This window comes from Rhodococcus ruber NBRC 15591, assembly GCF_001894945.1.
GTDB classification, from domain to species: domain Bacteria; phylum Actinomycetota; class Actinomycetes; order Mycobacteriales; family Mycobacteriaceae; genus Rhodococcus; species Rhodococcus ruber.
This window is the reverse complement of record NZ_BCXE01000016.1, coordinates 1-19189: the sequence shown is the minus strand read 5'-3', so window position 1 is coordinate 19189 and position 19189 is coordinate 1. Positions and strand designations below refer to the sequence as shown.

Annotated in this window: 19 protein-coding genes; 10 read left to right on the top strand and 9 right to left on the bottom strand. The window is 71.8% G+C overall.

The window, feature by feature from the left end; translation table 11 throughout:
- Positions 1 to 4: 4 nt before the first annotated feature.
- A complete protein-coding gene (gene tkt / locus RR3_RS10435) occupies positions 5 to 2107 on the bottom strand; it encodes a transketolase (protein WP_064066457.1) in 2103 nt (700 codons plus the stop codon).
- Between the two features lie 184 nt (positions 2108 to 2291).
- On the opposite strand from tkt, the gene RR3_RS10430 reads away from it, so the two are divergent.
- Complete coding sequence (locus tag RR3_RS10430) at positions 2292 to 3269, top strand: heme o synthase (protein ID WP_064066458.1); 978 nt, start codon at positions 2292 to 2294, stop codon at positions 3267 to 3269.
- Positions 3270 to 3357: 88 nt separating this feature from the next.
- Here RR3_RS10430 and RR3_RS10425 read toward each other — a convergent pair whose 3' ends face one another.
- A complete protein-coding gene (locus RR3_RS10425; RefSeq protein WP_010595090.1) occupies positions 3358 to 4323 on the bottom strand; it encodes a quinone oxidoreductase family protein in 966 nt (321 codons plus the stop codon).
- Positions 4324 to 4345: 22 nt separating this feature from the next.
- Here RR3_RS10425 and RR3_RS10420 point away from each other — a divergent pair, with 22 nt between their 5' ends.
- Positions 4346 to 4687, top strand: a complete 342-nt coding sequence (locus RR3_RS10420) for a hypothetical protein (RefSeq protein ID WP_010595089.1) — start codon at positions 4346 to 4348, stop codon at positions 4685 to 4687.
- A gap of 80 nt (positions 4688 to 4767) precedes the next feature.
- Here the strand turns inward: RR3_RS10420 and RR3_RS10415 are convergent, their stop codons facing one another.
- From RR3_RS10415 to mptB, 4 genes are read right to left on the bottom strand one after another with little or no spacing between them, the layout of a single operon-like run.
- On the bottom strand, positions 4768 to 5733 hold the full coding sequence (locus tag RR3_RS10415) for a COX15/CtaA family protein (RefSeq protein WP_010595088.1): 966 nt from the start codon (positions 5731 to 5733) through the stop codon (positions 4768 to 4770).
- 49 nt (positions 5734 to 5782) lie between these two features.
- On the bottom strand, positions 5783 to 6580 hold the full coding sequence (locus RR3_RS10410) for an ABC transporter permease (protein ID WP_010595087.1): 798 nt from the start codon (positions 6578 to 6580) through the stop codon (positions 5783 to 5785).
- Positions 6577 to 7521, bottom strand: a complete 945-nt coding sequence (locus RR3_RS10405; protein ID WP_010595086.1) for an ABC transporter ATP-binding protein — start codon at positions 7519 to 7521, stop codon at positions 6577 to 6579. Before RR3_RS10405 ends, RR3_RS10410 begins: the two co-directional genes overlap by 4 nt.
- Positions 7518 to 9260 carry a polyprenol phosphomannose-dependent alpha 1,6 mannosyltransferase MptB gene (mptB, locus tag RR3_RS10400; RefSeq protein WP_072786414.1) on the bottom strand — a complete coding sequence of 581 codons (1743 nt, stop codon included), beginning with the start codon at positions 9258 to 9260 and terminating at the stop codon, positions 7518 to 7520. Before mptB ends, RR3_RS10405 begins: the two co-directional genes overlap by 4 nt.
- A 97-nt stretch (positions 9261 to 9357) precedes the next feature.
- On the opposite strand from mptB, the gene RR3_RS10395 reads away from it, so the two are divergent.
- From RR3_RS10395 to RR3_RS10360, 8 genes are all read left to right on the top strand, one after another.
- Complete coding sequence (locus RR3_RS10395; RefSeq protein ID WP_228287153.1) at positions 9358 to 10098, top strand: helix-turn-helix transcriptional regulator; 741 nt, start codon at positions 9358 to 9360, stop codon at positions 10096 to 10098.
- Between the two features lie 91 nt (positions 10099 to 10189).
- Entirely contained in the window at positions 10190 to 11635 is a 1446-nt protein-coding gene (gene sufB, locus RR3_RS10390) for a Fe-S cluster assembly protein SufB (RefSeq protein WP_017682205.1), read from the top strand.
- A complete protein-coding gene (gene sufD / locus RR3_RS10385) occupies positions 11636 to 12865 on the top strand; it encodes a Fe-S cluster assembly protein SufD (protein ID WP_040271548.1) in 1230 nt (409 codons plus the stop codon). It begins immediately after the preceding gene.
- Positions 12866 to 12908: 43 nt separating this feature from the next.
- On the top strand, positions 12909 to 13706 hold the full coding sequence (gene sufC, locus RR3_RS10380; RefSeq protein ID WP_010595079.1) for a Fe-S cluster assembly ATPase SufC: 798 nt from the start codon (positions 12909 to 12911) through the stop codon (positions 13704 to 13706).
- Between the two features lie 14 nt (positions 13707 to 13720).
- Complete coding sequence (locus tag RR3_RS10375) at positions 13721 to 14974, top strand: cysteine desulfurase (RefSeq protein WP_010595078.1); 1254 nt, start codon at positions 13721 to 13723, stop codon at positions 14972 to 14974.
- Positions 14974 to 15462, top strand: a complete 489-nt coding sequence (gene sufU, locus RR3_RS10370; protein ID WP_010595077.1) for a Fe-S cluster assembly sulfur transfer protein SufU — start codon at positions 14974 to 14976, stop codon at positions 15460 to 15462. The genes RR3_RS10375 and sufU overlap by 1 nt, the downstream gene beginning before the upstream one ends.
- Positions 15462 to 15842 (top strand): metal-sulfur cluster assembly factor, encoded by a 381-nt coding sequence (locus RR3_RS10365; protein ID WP_010595076.1) that lies wholly within the window; start codon positions 15462 to 15464, stop codon positions 15840 to 15842. Before sufU ends, RR3_RS10365 begins: the two co-directional genes overlap by 1 nt.
- Before the next feature lie 116 nt (positions 15843 to 15958).
- Positions 15959 to 16351, top strand: coding sequence for a MarR family winged helix-turn-helix transcriptional regulator (locus RR3_RS10360; protein ID WP_048773575.1), 393 nt, complete (start codon positions 15959 to 15961; stop codon positions 16349 to 16351).
- Between the two features lie 44 nt (positions 16352 to 16395).
- On the opposite strand, the gene ku is transcribed toward RR3_RS10360, so the two are convergent.
- The 3 genes from ku to RR3_RS10345 all read right to left on the bottom strand — a co-directional run.
- The gene (gene ku, locus RR3_RS10355; RefSeq protein ID WP_059174634.1) at positions 16396 to 17370 is read right to left on the bottom strand and encodes a non-homologous end joining protein Ku; all 975 of its coding nucleotides are present in this window, start codon (positions 17368 to 17370) and stop codon (positions 16396 to 16398) included.
- 52 nt (positions 17371 to 17422) lie between these two features.
- Complete coding sequence (locus tag RR3_RS10350; RefSeq protein ID WP_064066736.1) at positions 17423 to 18532, bottom strand: lycopene cyclase family protein; 1110 nt, start codon at positions 18530 to 18532, stop codon at positions 17423 to 17425.
- Positions 18533 to 18550: 18 nt separating this feature from the next.
- On the bottom strand, positions 18551 to 19189 hold a 639-nt coding region (locus tag RR3_RS10345; RefSeq protein WP_072786412.1), incomplete at its 5' end, for an SDR family oxidoreductase.

The window sequence follows — 19189 nt, the reverse complement described above, 5'->3', positions numbered from 1 at the left end:
GGGATCATCCCTTCACTCGGGTCAGCGAGCGGCGGGCGGCGTCGACGACGGCCTCGGCGGTGATGCCGAACTCGCGGAACAGGGTCTTGTGGTCGGCGGAGGCGCCGAAGTGCTCGAGCGAGACGGCCTCGCCGGCGTCGCCGAGCAGGCGGTGCCACGGCATCGCCAGTCCGGCCTCGACGGAGACACGCGCACGCACCGCCGGCGGGAGCACCTCGTCGCGGTACGCCTGGTCCTGCTCGAGGAACCAGTCGAGGACCGGCACGGAGACCACGCGGGTGGGCACACCGTCGGCCTCGAGTACCTCGCGGGCGGCGACGGCGAGCTGCAGCTCGGAGCCGGTGCCGAGCAGGATCACCTCGGGCGTGCCGGTGGACGCCTCGGCGAGCACGTACGCGCCGCGGGGCAGGCCCTCGGCGGCCTTCTCCCGGGTGCCCGCGAGCACCGGCACATCCTGGCGGGTCAGGGCCAGGGCGGTCGGGCCGGTCTTGTTCTCCAGCGCCGCGGCCCACGCGAACGAGGTCTCGTTCGCGTCGCCGGGACGGATCACGGCCAGATTCGGGATCGCGCGCAGCGCGGTGAGGTGCTCGACCGGCTGATGGGTCGGGCCGTCCTCGCCGAGACCGATCGAGTCATGGGTCCACACGTAGATCGCCGGGGTCTGCATGAGCGCGGCGAGCCGCACGGCGGGACGCATGTAGTCGCTGAACACCAGGAAGGTGCCGCCGTAGGGGCGGGTCGGGCCGTGCAGGGCGATGCCGTTGAGGATCGAACCCATCGCGTGCTCGCGCACACCGAAGTGCAGCGTCCGCCCGTAGGGCTGGGCGTTCCAGTCCTTCGTGGAGATCGACACCGGGCCGAACGAGTCCGAGCCGGGGATCGTGGTGTTGTTCGAGCCCGCCAGGTCGGCCGAACCGCCCCACAGCTCGGGCAGCACCGGGCCGAGCGCGGCGAGGGCGCTGCCGGACGCCTTACGGGTGGCCGGGCCCTTGGCGGCCGGCTCGTAGGTGGGCAGGACCTCGGTCCAGCCGGCGGGGAACTCCCCGGCCTGCAACCGGTCGAACAGTTCCTTGCGCTGCGGCTCCCGGCCGGCCCAGGCGTCGAACTCGGCCTGCCATGCGGTGCGGGCCGCCGCGCCGCGCTCGACGACGCCGCGGGTGTGCTCGATCACCGCCGGGTCGACGTCGAAGTGCCGCTCCGGGTCGAACCCGAGGGCGGTCTTGACGGCGGCGACCTCCTCGGCGCCGAGGGCGGCGCCGTGCACGTCGCCGGTGTTCATCTTGGTCGGCGCCGGGTAGCCGATGATCGTGCGCAGCACGACGAGCGACGGCTTGTCGGTGACGGCCTTGGCGGCCTCGACGGCGTCGAGGATCGCGGTGACGTTCTCGCCGCCCTCGACGGTCTGCACATGCCAGCCGTAGGCCTCGTAGCGCTGGGCGACATCCTCACCGAGGGCGATCGCCGTGTCGTGCTCGATGGAGATCTTGTTGTCGTCGTAGAAGACGATCAGGTTGCCGAGCTGCTGCACGCCCGCGAGGGACGAGGCCTCCGACGTCACGCCCTCTTCGATGTCGCCGTCGGAGGCGAGGACGTAGATGTGGTGGTCGAACGGGCTCGCGCCGGTCGCGGTGTCCGGATCGAACAGGCCGCGCTCCCGGCGCGCCGCCATCGCCATGCCCACGGCGGAGGCCAGGCCCTGCCCGAGCGGGCCGGTGGTCATCTCCACCCCCGCGGTGTGCCCGAACTCGGGGTGGCCCGGCGTCTTCGAACCCCACGTGCGCAGCGCCTCGAGGTCGGCGAGTTCGAGCCCGTACCCCGACAGGTACAGCTGGATGTACAGCGTCAGGCTCGAGTGTCCGCACGAGAGCACGAACCGGTCCCGTCCCACCCAGTGCGGGTCGGTCGGGTCGTGCCGCATCACTTTCTGGAACAGCGTGTAGGCCACGGGGGCAAGGCTCATCGCCGTGCCGGGGTGCCCGTTGCCCACCTTCTGGACCGCGTCGGCGGCGAGCACGCGGGCGGTGTCGACGGCCTTGGTGTCGAGGTCGGTCCAGTCGGCGGGGTGCACTGCCTGGGTGAGGGAGCGGATCTCGTCTGTGATCGACACGAGCAGAAGTCTCCTGACATGGGTATACGGGGAGCGTGCGGGCGCGAGAGCCTCGAGCGCCCCTCCAGAGTAATGTGCTGCGCTTTGCGGGTCGATTCGGTCCGGGCCTGCGCGACGTCTACCATCGTTCGTAGTAGAGCGACGGCGAGCGAAGGTGCGTAATCGCGTGGTGCAAGGAGACAGGGTGCGGGCAGGGCAACGGCCGGGAGGTCACGGCTTCGGCGCCCCCGAGGCACCTGGAGCGCCTCGCCCCGACACGATGTGGGGACGCGTTTCGGGCACGGTGCTCGCCTATATCGCGCTGACCAAGCCGCGCGTGATCGAGTTGCTGCTGGTGGCGACCATCCCGGCGATGCTCTTCGCCGACCGCGGCGAGGTGGACCTGGTGCTCATCGCGAGCACCCTGTTCGGCGGGTGGATGGGTGCGGCGAGCGCGAATGCCCTCAACTGCGTCGTCGACGCCGACATCGACAAGGTCATGAAGCGGACGGCGCTGCGGCCGCTGGCCCGGCAGGCCGTCCCGACCCGGCACGCGTTCGTGTTCGGCGCGGTGCTCGGCGTCGTGTCGTTCCTGTGGTTGTGGTGGCGGGCGAATCTGCTCGCCGGCCTGCTCGTGGTCGCCACGATCGCCTTCTACGTCCTGGTGTACACGATGGTCCTCAAGCGCAGGACCTGGCAGAACGTGGTGTGGGGCGGGGCCGCCGGGTGCATGCCCGTGATGGTCGGCTGGGCCGCGGTCACCGGCTCGCTGAGCTGGGAACCGATCGTGCTGTTCCTGGTGATCTTCTTCTGGACACCGCCGCACACCTGGGCGCTGGCGATGCGGTACAAGGAGGACTACAAGGCCGCCGGCGTGCCCATGCTGCCCGTGATCGCGAGCGAGCAGCACGTCACCAAGCAGATCCTGCTCTACACCTGGGCGACCGTCCTGGCGACGCTGGTGCTCGTGCCGGCCGCCGGCCTGGTGTACGCGGCGGTGACCGTCGCCGCCGGCGCCTGGTTCCTGCTCGTCGCGCATCAGCTGTACCGCAGCGTCCGGGGCGGGGCGGCGGTCAAGCCCCTCAAGCTGTTCCTGCAGTCGAACAACTACCTCGCCCTGGTGTGCCTGGGCCTGGCCGTGGACTCGGTGCTCGACCTGCGCACCATCGCCTCGTTCTTCTGATCCGCCTTCCGCGCGGCTCCGGGACCGGGCGAATGTACCGTCCGCTGCCGGAGAGCGACGGAAACGGTACTTCCGCCCGGAGCGAACCTCAGGGGAGCAGCACGATCGAGCCGGTCGTGCGACGGGCCTCGAGGTCGCGGTGTGCCTGCTCCGCCTGTGCCAGCGGGTACCGCGCGCCGACCCGGACGGTGAGGGTCCCGTCCGCGACGGCGGCGAACACCTCGCCCGCCCGCCACATCAGCTCCTCGCGGGTGCGCACGTGGTGCGCGAGGGTCGGCCGGGTGACGTACAGCGAGCCGGCGGGGTTGAGCCGCTGCAGATCGAACGGCGGCACCGGACCGCTGGCCGCGCCGAACAGCGCCAACGTGCCGCGGATGCGCAGCGAGGCGAGCGACGACTCGAACGTGGCCGCGCCGACGCCGTCGTAGACCGCCGCGACGCCCTCCCCGCCGGTGAGATCCCGGACCTGCTCGGCGAGGTCGTCGGTGTAGCGCAGCACCTCGGCGGCGCCCGCGCCGCGCGAGAGGGTTTCCTTCTCGTCGGAGGAGACGGTCGTGATCACCCGCACGTCCTTCGCGGCGGCGAGCTGGGTGAGCAGCAGGCCCACCCCACCGGCGCCCGCGTGCACGAGCACGGTCTCGCCGGGCTGCGCCGGATACGTCGAATTGAGCAGGTAGTGCGCGGTCATGCCCTGGAGCAGCGCCGACGCCGCCTGCTCGGCGGGAACCGCGTCGGGCACGGGCACCGCCACCGCCGCCGGCACGAGCACCTGTTCGGCGTAGGAACCGTCGGCCGCTGCCCAGCTCACCCGATCGCCGACCGCGACGCCGCCCACGCCCTCACCGACCGCGACGACCCGTCCGGTGCCCTCGGATCCGGGAATGTACGGCAACTCCCGGGGGTAGAGCCCGGTGCGGAAGTAGGTGTCGATGTAGTTGACGCCCACGGCGTCGGTCCGGACCAGCAGCTCGCCCGGCCCCGGCTCGGGAGCGGGGAGCTCGACGGGGGTGAGCACCTCGGGGCCGCCGAACCGTGCCACTTCGATTGCACGCATACGTTCACAGTATTCTGCAGGCATGAGCGCCGATACTCAGGTCGTGGCCGCACCGGCCGACATCGTGAAATCCCTCCGCAGCTTCGTCGCCGCGCACGGTGGCTCCGCCAAGGCGGTGCTGCAGCCGGTCGCGCGGGGCGCGGTGCGCATCACCGTCGTCGCCGAGGACGGGGTGCTCGGCGACCGGGTGGTGCGCGATCTCGCCACGGCGCACGCGGTGGTCGAGGCGCTGCCCGGCGTCACGGTCTCGGAGTGGGATCGCGAAGTGACCAGCATCGCGACGCCGCAGCAGGGCCACTGGAAGAAGATGGCCGGCTGGGTGGCCCGTCAGACCCGGTTCCCGCGGGCCCGCAACGAACGCTGACCGATCCTCGAACGGCTCCGGGGGTCACCCGTCCTGGGTGGCCCCCGGAACCGTTTCTCCGGCGCGCGTGCGCCCGGGGGTCAGACGGCGACCGGTTCGCGGGCCGGTTCGGTGGTGCGGACCCGTCCCGCCGCCCACACCGCTGCCGTCGCGGCCGTGCACAGCCCGGCGCCGGCGACGTGCACGGCGACGAGGGCGGCGGGCACGTCGGTGAAGTACTGCACGACCCCGACGAGGGCCTGGGCGACGACGAGGGCGAGCAGCACGTGCAGGCGCGTCTTCACCGCCTGCGGCGCGGCCACGGCGTACAGCGCGAAGGCGAGGCCGACGAGCAAGCCGAGGTATCCGACGAGCAGTTCGGCGTGCAGGTGCACCAGGGACTCGATGTCGATCTCGAGGCGCGGCACCGGCCGATCGGCGCTCTTGTCGCCGGCGTGCGGGCCGGCGCCGGTGACCATCGTGCCCGCGACGAGCACCCCGGCGAGCAGTACGGCGGACAGCGCGGTCAGGGTCCGGAGCGGGCGCGGGATCGTCTCCACGACCGCCCCGTCGTCGGGCTCGCCGACCTTCGCATGCAGCAGCACCGCCAGCCACACCATCAGCATCGACGCCAGCAGGTGCACCGCGACGGTCCACCAGGCCAGGCCGGCGAGCACGGTGATGCCACCGATGACGGCCTGCAGGACGGTGCCGGCGGGCATCAGCCACGCGTAGACGAGAACCTCGCGGCGGCGCCGGGCCCGGGTCACGGCCAGCACGACCGCCGCGGCGGACGCGACGACGACGAACGTCAGCAGCCGGTTGCCGAACTCGACGACCTGGTGCAGGGTGGCGACCTCCTCGGAGACACCGACGGGCACGAAGCTGCCCGGGAAGCACTGGGGCCAGGTGGGGCACCCCAGGCCGGACGCGGTCACGCGGACGATCGACCCGGTCACGGCGATGCCGCCCTGGGTCAGGATCGCGATCAGCGCGAGCAGCCGCTGGGTCCGCAGGGACGGCAGGGGCAGACGGTCGACAAGGCGCAGGAAGCCGCGATACAGCACATCGACGATGGTACGGGCCGGTCCACTACAGCCTGTAGTGGGGTGCCGGTCAGACGAACCGGAACAGTCTGCTCGCCAGGACCCCGCCGGCGGCCGCCCACGCGCCGAGGATCGCCACGGCCAGCCAGTCGACGCTGCCGCGCAGCGCCGCGTCGAGGGCGAGGGCGAGCGCCCCGGACGGGACCAGGCGCGCCAGATGCACCACCGCATCGGGCAGACCGCCGCCGGCGAGGACGACGCTGCCGATCCCGAGCAGCACGAACCAGATGATGTTGGCCAGCGCCAGCACGATCTCGGCGCGCAGGGTGCCGCCGAGCAGCAGACCCAGGGTGGCGAACGTCACGGTGCCCAGGGCGATGACGGCGGCGCCGAGCAGCAGCCCGACCGGGTCCGGGCGCCAGCCGAGGGCGAGACCGATGCCGCCCAGCAGAATCGACTGCAGTGCGACGACGAGGGCCACCGCACCGCTCTTGCCTGCGATGATGCCCCATTTCGGCAGGGCGGTGGCGCCGAGTCTTTTCAATGCACCGTATCTGCGGTCGAATCCGACCGCGATGGCCTGCCCGGTGAACGCCGTCGACATCACCGCGACCATCATCACCGCCGGCAGCACGCGCTCGACGCGGGCCTCGCCCAGATCGCCGATCGGGAGCAGGGTGAGCCCGATCAGCAGGGTGATCGGGATGAACATCGTCAGCAGCAGCTGCTCGCCGTTGCGCAGCAGGAGCACCAGCTCCATGCGGGTCTGCGCGGCGAGCATCGCCGCCGGGCCGTTCGGGCGGGGCGCGGGAGCGAAGGTGCCGGGCGCGAACCGGTTCGCCGCCAGGCGCTCGTGCGAGGTGCTCATCCGCGGATCTCCCGTCCGGTCAGGTCCAGGAACACGTCCTCGAGGCTGCGCTGGTCCACCCGGATCTCGCGGGCCAGGACACCCTGGTCGGCGCACCACGCGGCGGCCGCCGCGACGACCTGCGGATCGATGGGGCCCTCGACGAGATACCGGCCGGGACCGGCCTCGCGCACCCGGAACGCGTCCGTCACCGCGGCACGCAGGGGAGCGAGATCCAGCCCCGGGGCGGCGGTGAGCCACAACTGGCCCTCCGCGCCGGTGCTGGCGACCTCGGCGGGGGTGCCGGCGGCCACGATCCGGCCGTGATCGATGATGACGACCTCGTCGGCGAGTTCCTCCGCCTCGTCCATCAGGTGCGTGGTGAGCAGCACCGCGACGCCGTCGCGCCGCAGGGCGTCGATCAGTTCCCACACCAGCAGCCGCGCCTGCGCGTCCAGACCGGCGGTCGGTTCGTCGAGGAAGACGAGTTCGGGCCGGCCGACGAGGGCGCAGGCCAGCGCGAGCCGCTGCTGCTGCCCGCCGGACAGCCGCCGATAGGGGGTGCGCCGTGCCTCCTCGAGCCCGAGGCTGCGCAGCAGCCAGGCCGGATCGAGCGGATCCGCGGAGTAGGCGGCCACCAGATCGAGCATCTCCCCGGCCTTGGACCCCGGATAGGCGCCGCCGCCCTGCAGCATGACCCCGATCCGCGGGCGCAGGGCCTCGGAGTCGGCGATCGGGTCGAGCCCGAGGACCCGCACGGTCCCGGAGTCGGGGGTGACGAAGCCCTCGCACATCTCCACGGTGGTGGTCTTGCCGGCACCGTTGGGGCCGAGCAGCGCGAGCACCTGGGCGCGGTCGACGGTCAGGTCGAGCCCGTCGACGGCGGTGAGGTCGCCGAACCGCTTGACGACGCCCTCGAGGCGGACGGCGGGCGGCGCAGCGACGGGGGATCTCGAGGTCACGAGGTTCCAGCGTAGGCGCCGGGCGAATCGGCGGGACGCGGTGGTGCGTCGTCCTCGTCGCGCCAGGGCAGCCGGTTGCGGGTGGCGAAGATCGCGAGCCCCACCACGACGACCGTCGCGATGGCCGCCTGCACGATGATGAACGGCTGGTACTCGCCGCCGTTGGGCATCAGGATCACGCTCACCAGCGACGAGAACGCCACGGTGGGGAGCCGGAAGATCGGCCGGGTGGCCCACGCGGCCAGCGGGATCACCGCCCACAGCAGGTACCAGGGCTGCACCACCGGGAACAGCAGCACGATCGCGCCGAGGGACACCCCGAGCGCGCCCACCGGATGCAGCCGGCCGGTGAGCACCGCCAGCATCATCCGCACCGTCACCAGCGCCGCGATCAGCGCGGCGACGGGCCGGGTGAGCGACAGGATCGCGGTCGTGTGATCACCGAGACCGAGCAACACCCCGGCCAGGCCGGTGCCCAGGCCGAGCAGCGTCGGGATGGACATCCAGCTGCGCACCTCCGTCGCGGTCCCGAGGGTCTGCGTCCAGCCGAACCCGAGCCCGCTGCCCCAGCTGACCGCGCCCACGACGACGACGGCGACCACGGCGAGCAACGCGGCGGCGGAGACCACCGCGCGCACGGTGCCGCCCCAGCGGTGCGCGAGCGCCATCCCGACGAAGCCGAGGGCGAGCAGCGACGGCACCTTGACCATCGCCGACAGCGCGATCACCGCGGAGCCCGCCAGCAGCCAGCCCAGCGCCCGGCCGCGCAGCGGCGCCGCCGGATCGGCGGTGTGGATGCCGCGCAGCGCCAGCTCGAGACCGGCCAGCATGAGACCGAGCATCAGGGCCTCGTTGTGGATGCCGGCGACGAGGTGGAACAGCAGCAGGGGATTGGCCGCACCGAGCCACAGGGCGCTGACGGCGGCGACACCGCAGCGGCGCGCGAGCCGCGGCAGCGCCCACACGATCAGCGCGACCCCGGCGAGCGCGGTCAAGCGGTGCAGGAACACCCCGGCGACGATGTTCTCGCCCGTCAGGTCGGTGATCCGCTGCCCGAGCCACAGGATCGCCGGCCCGTACGGCGCCGGCGTGTCGCGCCAGATGTTGGGCACGGTGCGGGTCAGGACGTGGTCGACCCCCAGGGCGCCGGCGGGGCCGATCCCGTAGGGATCGAGGCCGCGGGCGGCGATCTCGCTCTGCGCCAGATACGAGTAGACGTCCTTGCTGAACATCGGGGGCGCCACCGTCAACGGCAGGATCCACAGCAGCAGGGTGCGGTCGAGCTGGGACCGGCTCAGGCGTCGGGGCACCCCGTCCGGGTCGCGGCGGCCGACGGCGAAGCGGCCGAGCAGCAGCCAGGCCAGCACCACCAGCACGGTGCCCGTCATGGTCAGCGTCAGCGCGGCGCTGGGCATGCGCGCGGGCAGCCCGAGCACCCGCAGGCCCTGGACGGGGTTCTGCAGCACCGGCTGCGCTCCCGCGCCGAGCGCGCCGACCGCCATGAGCACGGTGCCCGTCGCGCCGAACAGCCGGATGCGGTGCAGCTGGGTGGTCTCGGTGGCGTCGAGACCACGCCCCTCGAGTTCGTCGCCGTGCAGGATCGTGGCCACGGCGGGGCCGCCGCCGCGCCCGTCGAGTCCGAGGGCGCGCCGGCCGAGTTCGGCGGCGCGGGCCCCGAGGGCCGCGGCGCGGCGGCTCGGCGCCGGCCCGGTCGGGTCGGGTTCCACGGTGGACGGCACGCGAGCAGCGTAGCGGGGACGGAAACCGGGACTTTGCCGCCTGTAAGGTAGGGCACCCTTTGTAGACCGGCCGGGGCAATTCCGTCACACTGGTGTTGTGAAAACGACGTCCGATACCGGGGTGCACGGGGAACGCGCAGGTCATCCGCCTGCCGGGTTGCCGGTCGCCCAGGTGCCGGGCGCCCACGAGGGGCAGACCCGGGCGGCGGTGGTGCAGCTGCTGCTCGAGGAGGGACCGATCACGGCCACCGAGATCGGCGCCCGTCTCGGACTGAGCGCGGCCGGGGTGCGCCGCCACCTCGACGCCCTCATCGACACCGGCGAGGCCCAGGCGGCTCCGCCACCTCGGCGGGAGGGCCGGGGGCGGGGACGGCCGGCGCGCCGCTTCCAGCTCACCGCGGTGGGCCGGGCACGGCTGGGGCATTCCTACGACGACCTGGCCAGCGCCGCGATGCGGCACCTGCGGGAGGTCGGCGGCGAGGCGGCGGTCGAGGACTTCGCCCGGCGTCGCGTGCAGTCCCTGCTCGGCGGGGTCACCCCGGTCGAGTCCGGGAGCGGCGCCGAGATCGAGGACACCGCCGAGGACATCGCGGCGGCGTTCACCGATGCGGGGTTCGCGGCCTCGACCCGGCGGGTCGGCACCGGCGTGCAGATCTGCCAGCACCACTGCCCGGTCTCGCACGTCGCCGAGCAGTTCCCCGAGCTCTGCGAGGCCGAGCTCGAGGCGTTCACCCGGATTCTCGGCACCCACGTCCAGCGGCTGGCGACCATCGCCAACGGCGACAGCTTCTGCACCACCCACGTGCCGGTGCCGCCGTCGGACGCCCGGAAGACCTGAGCAGGACCCGCACATCCCCGACAGAAGCACGACGTTGTCCGCCGGCGACCAGCCCTCGCCGGCACCGAACAAGACTCCGGAAGGAGCTCACATGACCGTCACATCGGATCAGGCGTCGGCCGGCGCGCCGCTGACACAGGAGGAGACCATCGCGTCCCTCGGTCACTACGGCTACGGCTGGTCGGATCCCGACGCGGCCGGCGCCACGGCCCAGCGAGGGCTGTCCGAGGCGGTCGTGCGCGACATCTCCGCGAAGAAGAACGAGCCCGAGTGGATGCTCGACATCCGCCTCAAGGCGCTGCGCACCTTCGAGAAGAAGCCGATGCCGGGGTGGGGTTCGAACCTCGAGGGCATCGACTTCGACAACATCAAGTACTTCGTGCGCTCCACCGAGAAGCAGGCCACGAGCTGGGAAGAACTGCCGGAGGACATCAAGAACACCTACGACAAGCTCGGCATCCCCGAGGCCGAGAAGCAGCGCCTCGTCGCCGGGGTCGCCGCCCAGTACGAGTCCGAGGTGGTCTACCACCAGATCCGTGAGGACCTCGAGTCCCAGGGCGTGATCTTCCTCGACACCGACACCGGCCTGCGCGAGCACCCCGAGATCTTCAAGGAGTACTTCGGGTCGGTCATCCCGGCCGGCGACAACAAGTTCTCCGCGCTGAACACCGCCGTGTGGTCGGGCGGCTCGTTCATCTACGTCCCGCCCGGCGTGCACGTCGACATCCCGCTGCAGGCCTACTTCCGGATCAACACCGAGAACATGGGCCAGTTCGAGCGGACCCTGATCATCGTCGACGAGGGCGCCTCCGTGCACTACGTCGAGGGCTGCACCGCCCCGATCTACAAGTCGGACTCGCTGCACTCGGCGGTGGTGGAGATCATCGTCAAGAAGGGCGGGCACTGCCGCTACACGACGATCCAGAACTGGTCGAACAACGTCTACAACCTCGTCACCAAGCGCACCAAGGTCGAGGCCGGTGGCTCGATGGAGTGGATCGACGGCAACATCGGCTCCAAGGTCACCATGAAGTACCCGGCCGTGTGGATGATGGGCGAGCACGCGCGCGGCGAGGTGCTCTCCGTGGCGTTCGCCGGCGAGGGCCAGCACCAGGACACCGGCGCGAAGATGCTGCACCTGGCGCCGCACACCTCCTCGACCATCGTGTCGAAGTCCGTGGCCCGCGGCGGTGGACGCGCCTCCTACCGCGGCCTGGTGCAGGTCAACAAGGGCGCGCACGGGTCGAGGTCGACCGTCAAGTGCGATGCGCTGCTCGTCGATCAGATCTCCCGCTCGGACACCTACCCGTACGTCGACATCCGTGAGGACGACGTGACGATGGGGCACGAGGCGACCGTCTCCAAGGTCTCCGACGATCAGCTGTTCTACCTGATGAGCCGCGGCCTGACCGAGGACGAGGCGATGGCGATGGTGGTGCGTGGCTTCGTCGAGCCCATCGCCAAGGAGCTGCCGATGGAGTACGCGCTCGAGCTCAACCGCCTGATCGAACTGCAGATGGAAGGGGCAGTCGGCTAAATGACTGCGGAAGCGAAGAACACCCCCGCCACCGGCTCGCCGGTCGTCGCCACCGGGGTGCAGGGAGCCGCGCGCTCGGAGAAGGCCGCCGGGCCGGCCGTGAACAAGGGGGAGGTGTTCACGTCGTTCGACGTGGACGCCTTCGAGATCCCCTCCGGCCGCGACGAGGCGTGGCGATTCACCCCGCTGCGCCGCCTGCGGGGCCTGCACGACGGCACCGCGGTCGCCGACGGCACCGCCACCGTGGAGGTCACCCCCGTGGACGCCGTGCAGGTCGAGACCGTCGGCCGCGACGACACCCGCCTCGGCGAGGGCGGCGTGCCCGCCGACCGCGTCGCCGCCCAGGCCTACTCGGGCTTCACCACCGCCACCGTCGTCACGGTCGGCCGCGAGGTCGAGGTTCCCGAGCCCGTCACGATCACCGTCACCGGCCCCGGCGAGGGCAAGGTCGCGTTCGGGCACCTGCAACTGCGGCTCGAGCCGTTCGCGTCGGTCACCGTGGTCCTCGACCAGCGCGGTTCCGGCACCTACGCCGAGAACGTCGAGTTCGTCCTCGGCGACAGCTCGCGTCTGAACATCGTCGCCGTCCAGGACTGGGCCGACGACGCGGTGCACGTGGCGGCCCACCATGCCCGCCTCGGCCGCGACGCCGTGCTGCGGCACTTCACCGTCGGGCTCGGCGGTGACCTCGTGCGCGTGTCCCCGACGGTCCGGTACGACGCACCCGGCGGCGACGCCGAGATGCTCGGCCTGTACTTCGCCGACGCCGGCCAGCACCTCGAGCAGCGCCTGCTCGTCGACCACGCGCAGCCGCACTGCAAGTCCAACGTCGTGTACAAGGGGGCGCTGCAGGGCGATCCCGGCTCCGGCAAGCCGGACGCGCACACGGTGTGGATCGGGGACGTGCTCATCCGCGCCGAGGCCGAGGGCACCGACACCTTCGAGCTCAACCGCAACCTGGTGCTCACCGACGGGGCTCGCGCCGACTCGGTGCCCAACCTCGAGATCGAGACCGGCGAGATCGTCGGTGCCGGCCACGCCAGCGCCACCGGCCGGTTCGACGACGAGCAGCTGTTCTACCTGCGTGCCCGCGGCATCTCCGAGGAGCAGGCCCGCCGGCTGGTGGTCCGGGGGTTCTTCCACGAACTCGTCGAGAAGATCACCGTGCCCGCCGTCCGGGAGCGGCTCGAGGCCGCCATCGAGGCCGAACTCGCCGCCGTCGGCGCCTGACCCCCACCCGTTCTCCCATATTCGCGAAGGAACCGTTACCGACATGTCCACCGAGCAGAACGTCCTCGAGATCAAGGACCTGCACGTCCGCGTCGCCCAGACCGACGACAACGCCGAGCCGATCGACATCCTCAAGGGCGTGAACCTCACCGTCCGGTCCGGGGAGACCCACGCCATCATGGGCCCCAACGGCTCGGGCAAGTCCACCCTGTCGTACGCCATCGCCGGCCACCCCAAGTACGAGGTGACCTCCGGGTCGATCACTCTCAACGGCGAGGACGTGCTCGCGATGAGCGTGGACGAGCGGGCCCGCGCCGGCCTGTTCCTGGCCATGCAGTACCCCGTCGAAGTCCCGGGCGTGTCCATGTCGAACTTCCTGCGCACCGCCGCGACCGCGGTCCGCGGTGAGGCCCCGAAGCTGCGCCACTGGGTCAAGGAGGTCAAGTCGGCGATGACCGAACTCGACATCGACCCGGCGTTCGGCGACCGGTCCGTCAACGAGGGCTTCTCCGGCGGCGAGAAGAAGCGCCACGAGATCCTCCAGCTGGGCCTGCTCGCGCCGAAGATCGCCATCCTCGACGAGACCGACTCCGGCCTCGACGTCGACGCCCTGCGCGTGGTCTCCGAGGGCGTCAACCGCTACCAGGAACGCGAGCACGGCGGCGTGCTGCTGATCACCCACTACACCCGCATCCTGCGCTACATCAAGCCGCAGTTCGTGCACGTGTTCGTCGGTGGCCGCGTCGTCGAGTCCGGCGGCCCGGAGCTCGCCGACGAACTCGAGACGAACGGTTACGTGCGCTTCACCCAGGCCGCCGCGGCCGCGGGTGCCGACAAGTAAGGAACGGTGAGCCGATGACGGTGCAGGTGCCCACGGTGGACGTCGCCCGGATCCGGGCCGACTTCCCGATCCTCGGGCGCACGGTGCGCGACGGGAAACCCCTGGTCTACCTCGACTCCGGGGCCACCTCGCAGCGCCCGACGCAGGTCCTCGACGCCGAACGGGCGTTCCTGACCACCTGCAACGCGGCCGTGCACCGGGGAGCGCACGAGCTGTCCGAGGAAGCCACCGACGCCTACGAGGGTGCCCGCGCCGTGATCGCCGACTTCGTCGGCGCGGACGCGGACGAGCTGGTGTTCACCAAGAACGCCACCGAGTCGCTCAATCTCGTCGCCTACGCCTTCGCCGACGCCCGGTTCCCCCGGCGGGTCGGGCCCGGCGACGAGATCGTCGTCACCGAGCTCGAACACCACGCCAACCTGGTGCCGTGGCAGGAACTCGCCCGCCGCACCGGCGCCACGCTGCGCTGGTACGGGGTGACCGACGACGGCCGCATCGATCTCGATTCCCTCGAGCTCACCGACCGGGTCAAGGTCGTCGCCTTCACCCACCAGTCCAACGTCACCGGGGCCGTGGCGCCGGTCGAGGAGCTGGTGCGGCGCGCGAAGGCCGTCGGCGCGGTCGTCGTGCTCGACGCCTGCCAGTCGGTGCCGCACATGGGCGTGGACTTCCACGCGCTCGGGGTCGACTTCGCGGCCTTCTCGGGCCACAAGATGTTCGGCCCGTCCGGCGTCGGCGTCCTCTACGGACGCCGCGAGCTGCTCGCCGACGTGCCACCGTTCATCACCGGCGGCTCGATGATCGAGACCGTCACCATGGAGGCCTCGACGTTCGCGCCGCCACCGCAGCGCTTCGAGGCGGGCTCGCCGATGTCGTCGCAGGCCGTCGGACTCGGCGCCGCGGTGCGGTACCTGCAGCAGATCGGCATGGACGCCGTCGCCGCGCACGAGCACGAGCTCACCGCGGCGGCCCTGGCCGAACTCGCGGGCATCGACGGCGTGCGGATCGTCGGCCCCACCACGGCCGAGCAGCGCGGCGGGGCCGTGTCGTTCGTCGTCGACGGGATCCACGCGCACGACCTCGGACAGATCCTCGACGACGAGGGCGTCGAGATCCGCGTCGGTCACCACTGCGCGTGGCCGCTGCACCGCCGATTCGGGATCGCGGCGACCGCCCGGGCCTCCTTCGCCGTGTACAACACGCTCGACGAGGTGGCCGCGCTCGGTGCGGCGATCCGCCGGGCCCAGGACTTCTTCGGAGCACGCTGATGCGGATGGAACAGATGTACCAGGAGGTCATCCTGGACCACTACAAGCACCCGCACCACCGGGGCCTGCGCGAGCCCTACGGAGCGCAGGTGCACCACGTCAACCCCACGTGCGGCGACGAGGTGACGTTGCGGGTGCAGCTCGCCGGCGACGGCACCGTCGCGGACGTCTCCTACGACGGGCAGGGCTGCTCGATCAGCCAGGCGTCGACCTCGGTGCTCACCGACCAGGTGATCGGGCTCCCGCTGGACCGCGCCCTGGCCACCGTCGACGCGTTCGCGGAGATGGTCGGCAGCCGGGGAACCGTCGAGGGTGACGAGGACGTGCTCGGCGACGGCATCGCCTTCGCCGGGGTCTCGAAGTATCCGGCGCGCGTGAAGTGCGCGCTGCTGGGCTGGATGGCATTCAAGGACGCCGTCGTGCAGATCACCGACGGCACCGACAGCACTCACCGGACCGCACCCGTAGCCAGTGGAGGACAGAACTGATGACCGAACCCGTGACCCCGGCGGACGAGACCGCCCCCGCCGCCCCGGACGCGTCCCCCGCCCTCGATCCCGAGCGGTACGACGAGCTCGAGGAGGCGATGCGCGACGTCGTCGACCCCGAACTCGGGATCAACGTCGTCGACCTGGGCCTGGTCTACGGCATCTCCGAGGACGACGACGCCGTCACCATCGACATGACGCTCACGTCGGCGGCCTGCCCGCTCACCGACGTCATCGAGGACCAGTCCCGCAACGCCCTCGTCCGCAGCGGACTGTGCGACGAGCTGCGCATCAACTGGGTGTGGATGCCGCCGTGGGGACCGGACAAGATCACCGACGACGGTCGCGAGCAGTTGCGCGCGCTCGGGTTCACCGTCTGACGCGGCCGGTGACCCGGCACGTCCCCCAGGTGTCCCCGGACCCGGGAGCCGCCGGCTCCGTGGACCCGGGAGCCGCCGGCTCCGTGGACCCGATCACCGCACTCGAACACGAGTTCATGGCGCTGATGCGCCGCGGCCGGGACCAGATGGGGGTGCGGGCCCGCGCCGTCCACCCCCAGCTGGATCCCGCGTGCTACCCGCTGCTGGTGCTGCTCGGCCGCGCGGACGCGGTGGCGATGTCGGAGCTGCTCCGCGATCTCGCGATCGAGAAGTCGACGTTGACGCGACGCATCGACGCCGCCGTCCGGCTCGGGCTGGTCGAGCGGACGCCGGATCCGCACGACGCCCGCGCACGGCTCGTCGCGCTCACCGCCGACGGCCGGGAACGGTTGACCGCACTGCAGCGCGAACAGACAGCGCGGTGGCGGCGCCGCCTGTCCACCTGGGATCCCGCCGACGTCGAGCAGCTCACCGCTCTGCTGCGCCGGCTCGGCGACGGACTGGACTGAGGACGTACCGCCCGACGCCTGAGGCCCCGGCCGGTGCCGGGGCCTCAGGCCCGCTTGCGGGCGGTGGACTTCTTCGCGCTCGACTTGGTTGCCGCCGTCTTCTTCGCGGCCGACGTGCCGCCGGACTTCGCGGCGGTCTTCTTCGCCGGAGTCTTCTTCGCGGCGCTCTTGCGGGCCGGTGACTTCTTCGCCGCCGAGCCGCGGCCCGGCGCAGCCTCCTCCTCCTTCTTCTCACCGGACGCGGCGTCCACGCTGCGCTGCAGCGCAGCCACCAGATCCAGCACCTCGGCGTCCTCGGCCGCGGGTTCGCCCGCCGGGGTCACCGGCAGCACCTTCTCGCCGCCCCGGGCGATGATGTCGTCGATCAGCGACCGCAGCTCGGCCTGGTACTCGTCGGTGAACTCGTCCGGCCGGAAATCGTCGGCCATCGACTCGACGAGCATCTCCGCCATCGCCATTTCCTTCTGCTTCGGTGGCTCCGCGTCGTCGAGCACCGGGAACGACACCGACCGCACCTCGTCCGGCCACAGCAGGGTCTGCAGCACGAGCACGCCGTCCCGGTTGCGCAGTGCCGCCAGCCGGGTGCGTTGGCGCAGCGTGAAGTGCACGAGCGCGGTGCGATCGGTCTGGGTGAGCGTCTCGGCGAGCAGCGTGTACGCCTTCGGCGACGACGAGTCCGGCTCGAGGTAGTAGGACTTCTCGAAGAAGATCGGGTCGATCTGCTCCGACGGGACGAACTGCAGCACCGGGATCTCGTGCTTCTCCGCGACGGGCAGCTTGTCGAAGTCCTCGTCGGTGAGCACGACCCGGACGCCCTCGTCGGAGTCGTAGGCCTTGTCGATCTCGGCGTAGGGCACCGACTCGCCGCATTCGGTGCAGACACGGTCGTACTTGATCCGGCCGCCGTCCTTCGCATGCACCTGGTGGAACCGGATGTCGTGGCTCTCCGTGGCGGAGTAGACCTTCACCGGCACGTTCACCAGTCCGAACGCGATGGCACCCTTCCAGATCGAACGCATGGTTCCATCATGATCGAGATCGGCGTCCGCCGCGCGGAACCCGGCGAACTCGTCACCACAGGGCACGCAGCATGGCCCCGCGCAGGGCCGGCGAGCCCGTCGTGAACATCCGGGTCATCGCCGCCACCGTCCCGCCGAGGTCGGTGCGACCGGACAGGTAGGAGCGCTGACGCTCGGGCGGCAGCGTGAAGAACCCGGCGAAGAACGCCGGGGTCTGTTCCGGGTGCAGTTTCAGCAGCACCCGCAGCCCCGAGGCGCGCAACTGCGCGACCGCCCGCGCCGAGGGCGACCACAACGCCGCCGTGGCCTTGCGGCCCCCGGCCAGCGCGTGCGCCACGGGATCGGCCGCCGCCAGCGAGGCCGCCACCGCGTACCCGGTGCCCGGGTGCATCAGACCGCCGCGGGCCCCGAACCGGGCCACCCCGCGCGTCGATCCCGGCGGCGGCTGCACCCCGAACCGCACCCGCTCGACGGGCTCCGATCCGCTCAGTTCGACCCCGCGCGCGGCGAGCCGGACCTCGAGTCGCCGCCGCAGCTCGGGGAGGGGTAGCGCCGGCCGGCCCACCAGGCAGGTCTCCTCGAGCAGCATCCGGTCCTGCCCGAGCGGCACCGCGTACAGGAACGACGGCGCATCCGCCGAGTCGGTGCGGTTGTCGCGCCGCCAGTCCATGAACCAGGCGTCGCGACCCTGCAGCGCGGGTGCAGCGGTCGCGGTGTCGACGATCACGCCGAAGGCGGTCTGCTGGGCGCGGGAGCGGTGGGCAGGCACCCCGCGCGCGTCGATCACGGCCCGCGCGCGCAGCGCCGCACCGTCCGCGAGGGCGACGTGGTCGGCGGCGACGACGTCCGCCCGGGCGGTGCAGACCCGCACGCCGTCCAGCGACAGACTTCGCTGCAGTGCCGATGTGTCGAAAACACCGTAGGGGCGCGGAATTCGGTGCGGCCGCACGGTCCACGCCGACGGTTCCGCCACCCGCGCCGCGAGTACCGACTCGGGCAGCCAAGGAGGCAGCTCGTCGAGCCACGCCGCGTAGGTCGCCGTCCACGGCCGGTCCGGCCGCGGATCCACCGCGAGCACGTCGAGACCGGCCGCGGCGGCGCGGTGGGCCACCGCGCGCCCGGCGGGCCCGAGCCCGACGACGATCACCTCCGCATCGATCATCTTCGCGTCGATCACCCGCTACATCGCTCCCGTCGCCAGCAGTCCACCGTCCACCCGCACAGTCTCCCCGGTGATCCACCCAGCCGCATCCGAGACGAGGAAGGCGACCAGTTCGGCGACGTCGGCGGGGGTGCCGAGCCGACGCATGGGGTACCGGGCGGCGGCGCTGTCCTCGCCGTCGGCGACGAGTGCGGCCGCGAACTGCGTCTTCACCACCCCGGGCGCCACCGCGTTGACCCGCACGCCCGGGCCGAGCTGCCAGGCCAGCTCCTCGGTCAGCCGGATCAGCGCCGCCTTCGACGCCCCGTACGCGGCGATCACCCCGGTCGACCGCAGGCCCGCCACGCTCGCGATGTTGACCACGGACCCGCCGTGCTCACCCATCCATGCGCGGTAGGCCTGCTGCACGAATCCCAGCGCGGCGACGACGTTGACGTCGAAGATCTTGCGGACGGCGTCGAGGTCGGCGTCCATCAGCGCCCCGAAGACGGGGTTGATGCCGGTGTTGTTGATCAGGATGTCCAGGGTGCCGAGCTCGGTGACGGTGCGCCGCACCGCCTCGGCGCGGGCAGCGGCGTCCCCGGCGTTGCCGGGCAGCTCGAGCACCCGTCCGCGGTGACCGAGGGCGCGCAGCTCGCCGGCGGCCTCGGCGAGCGG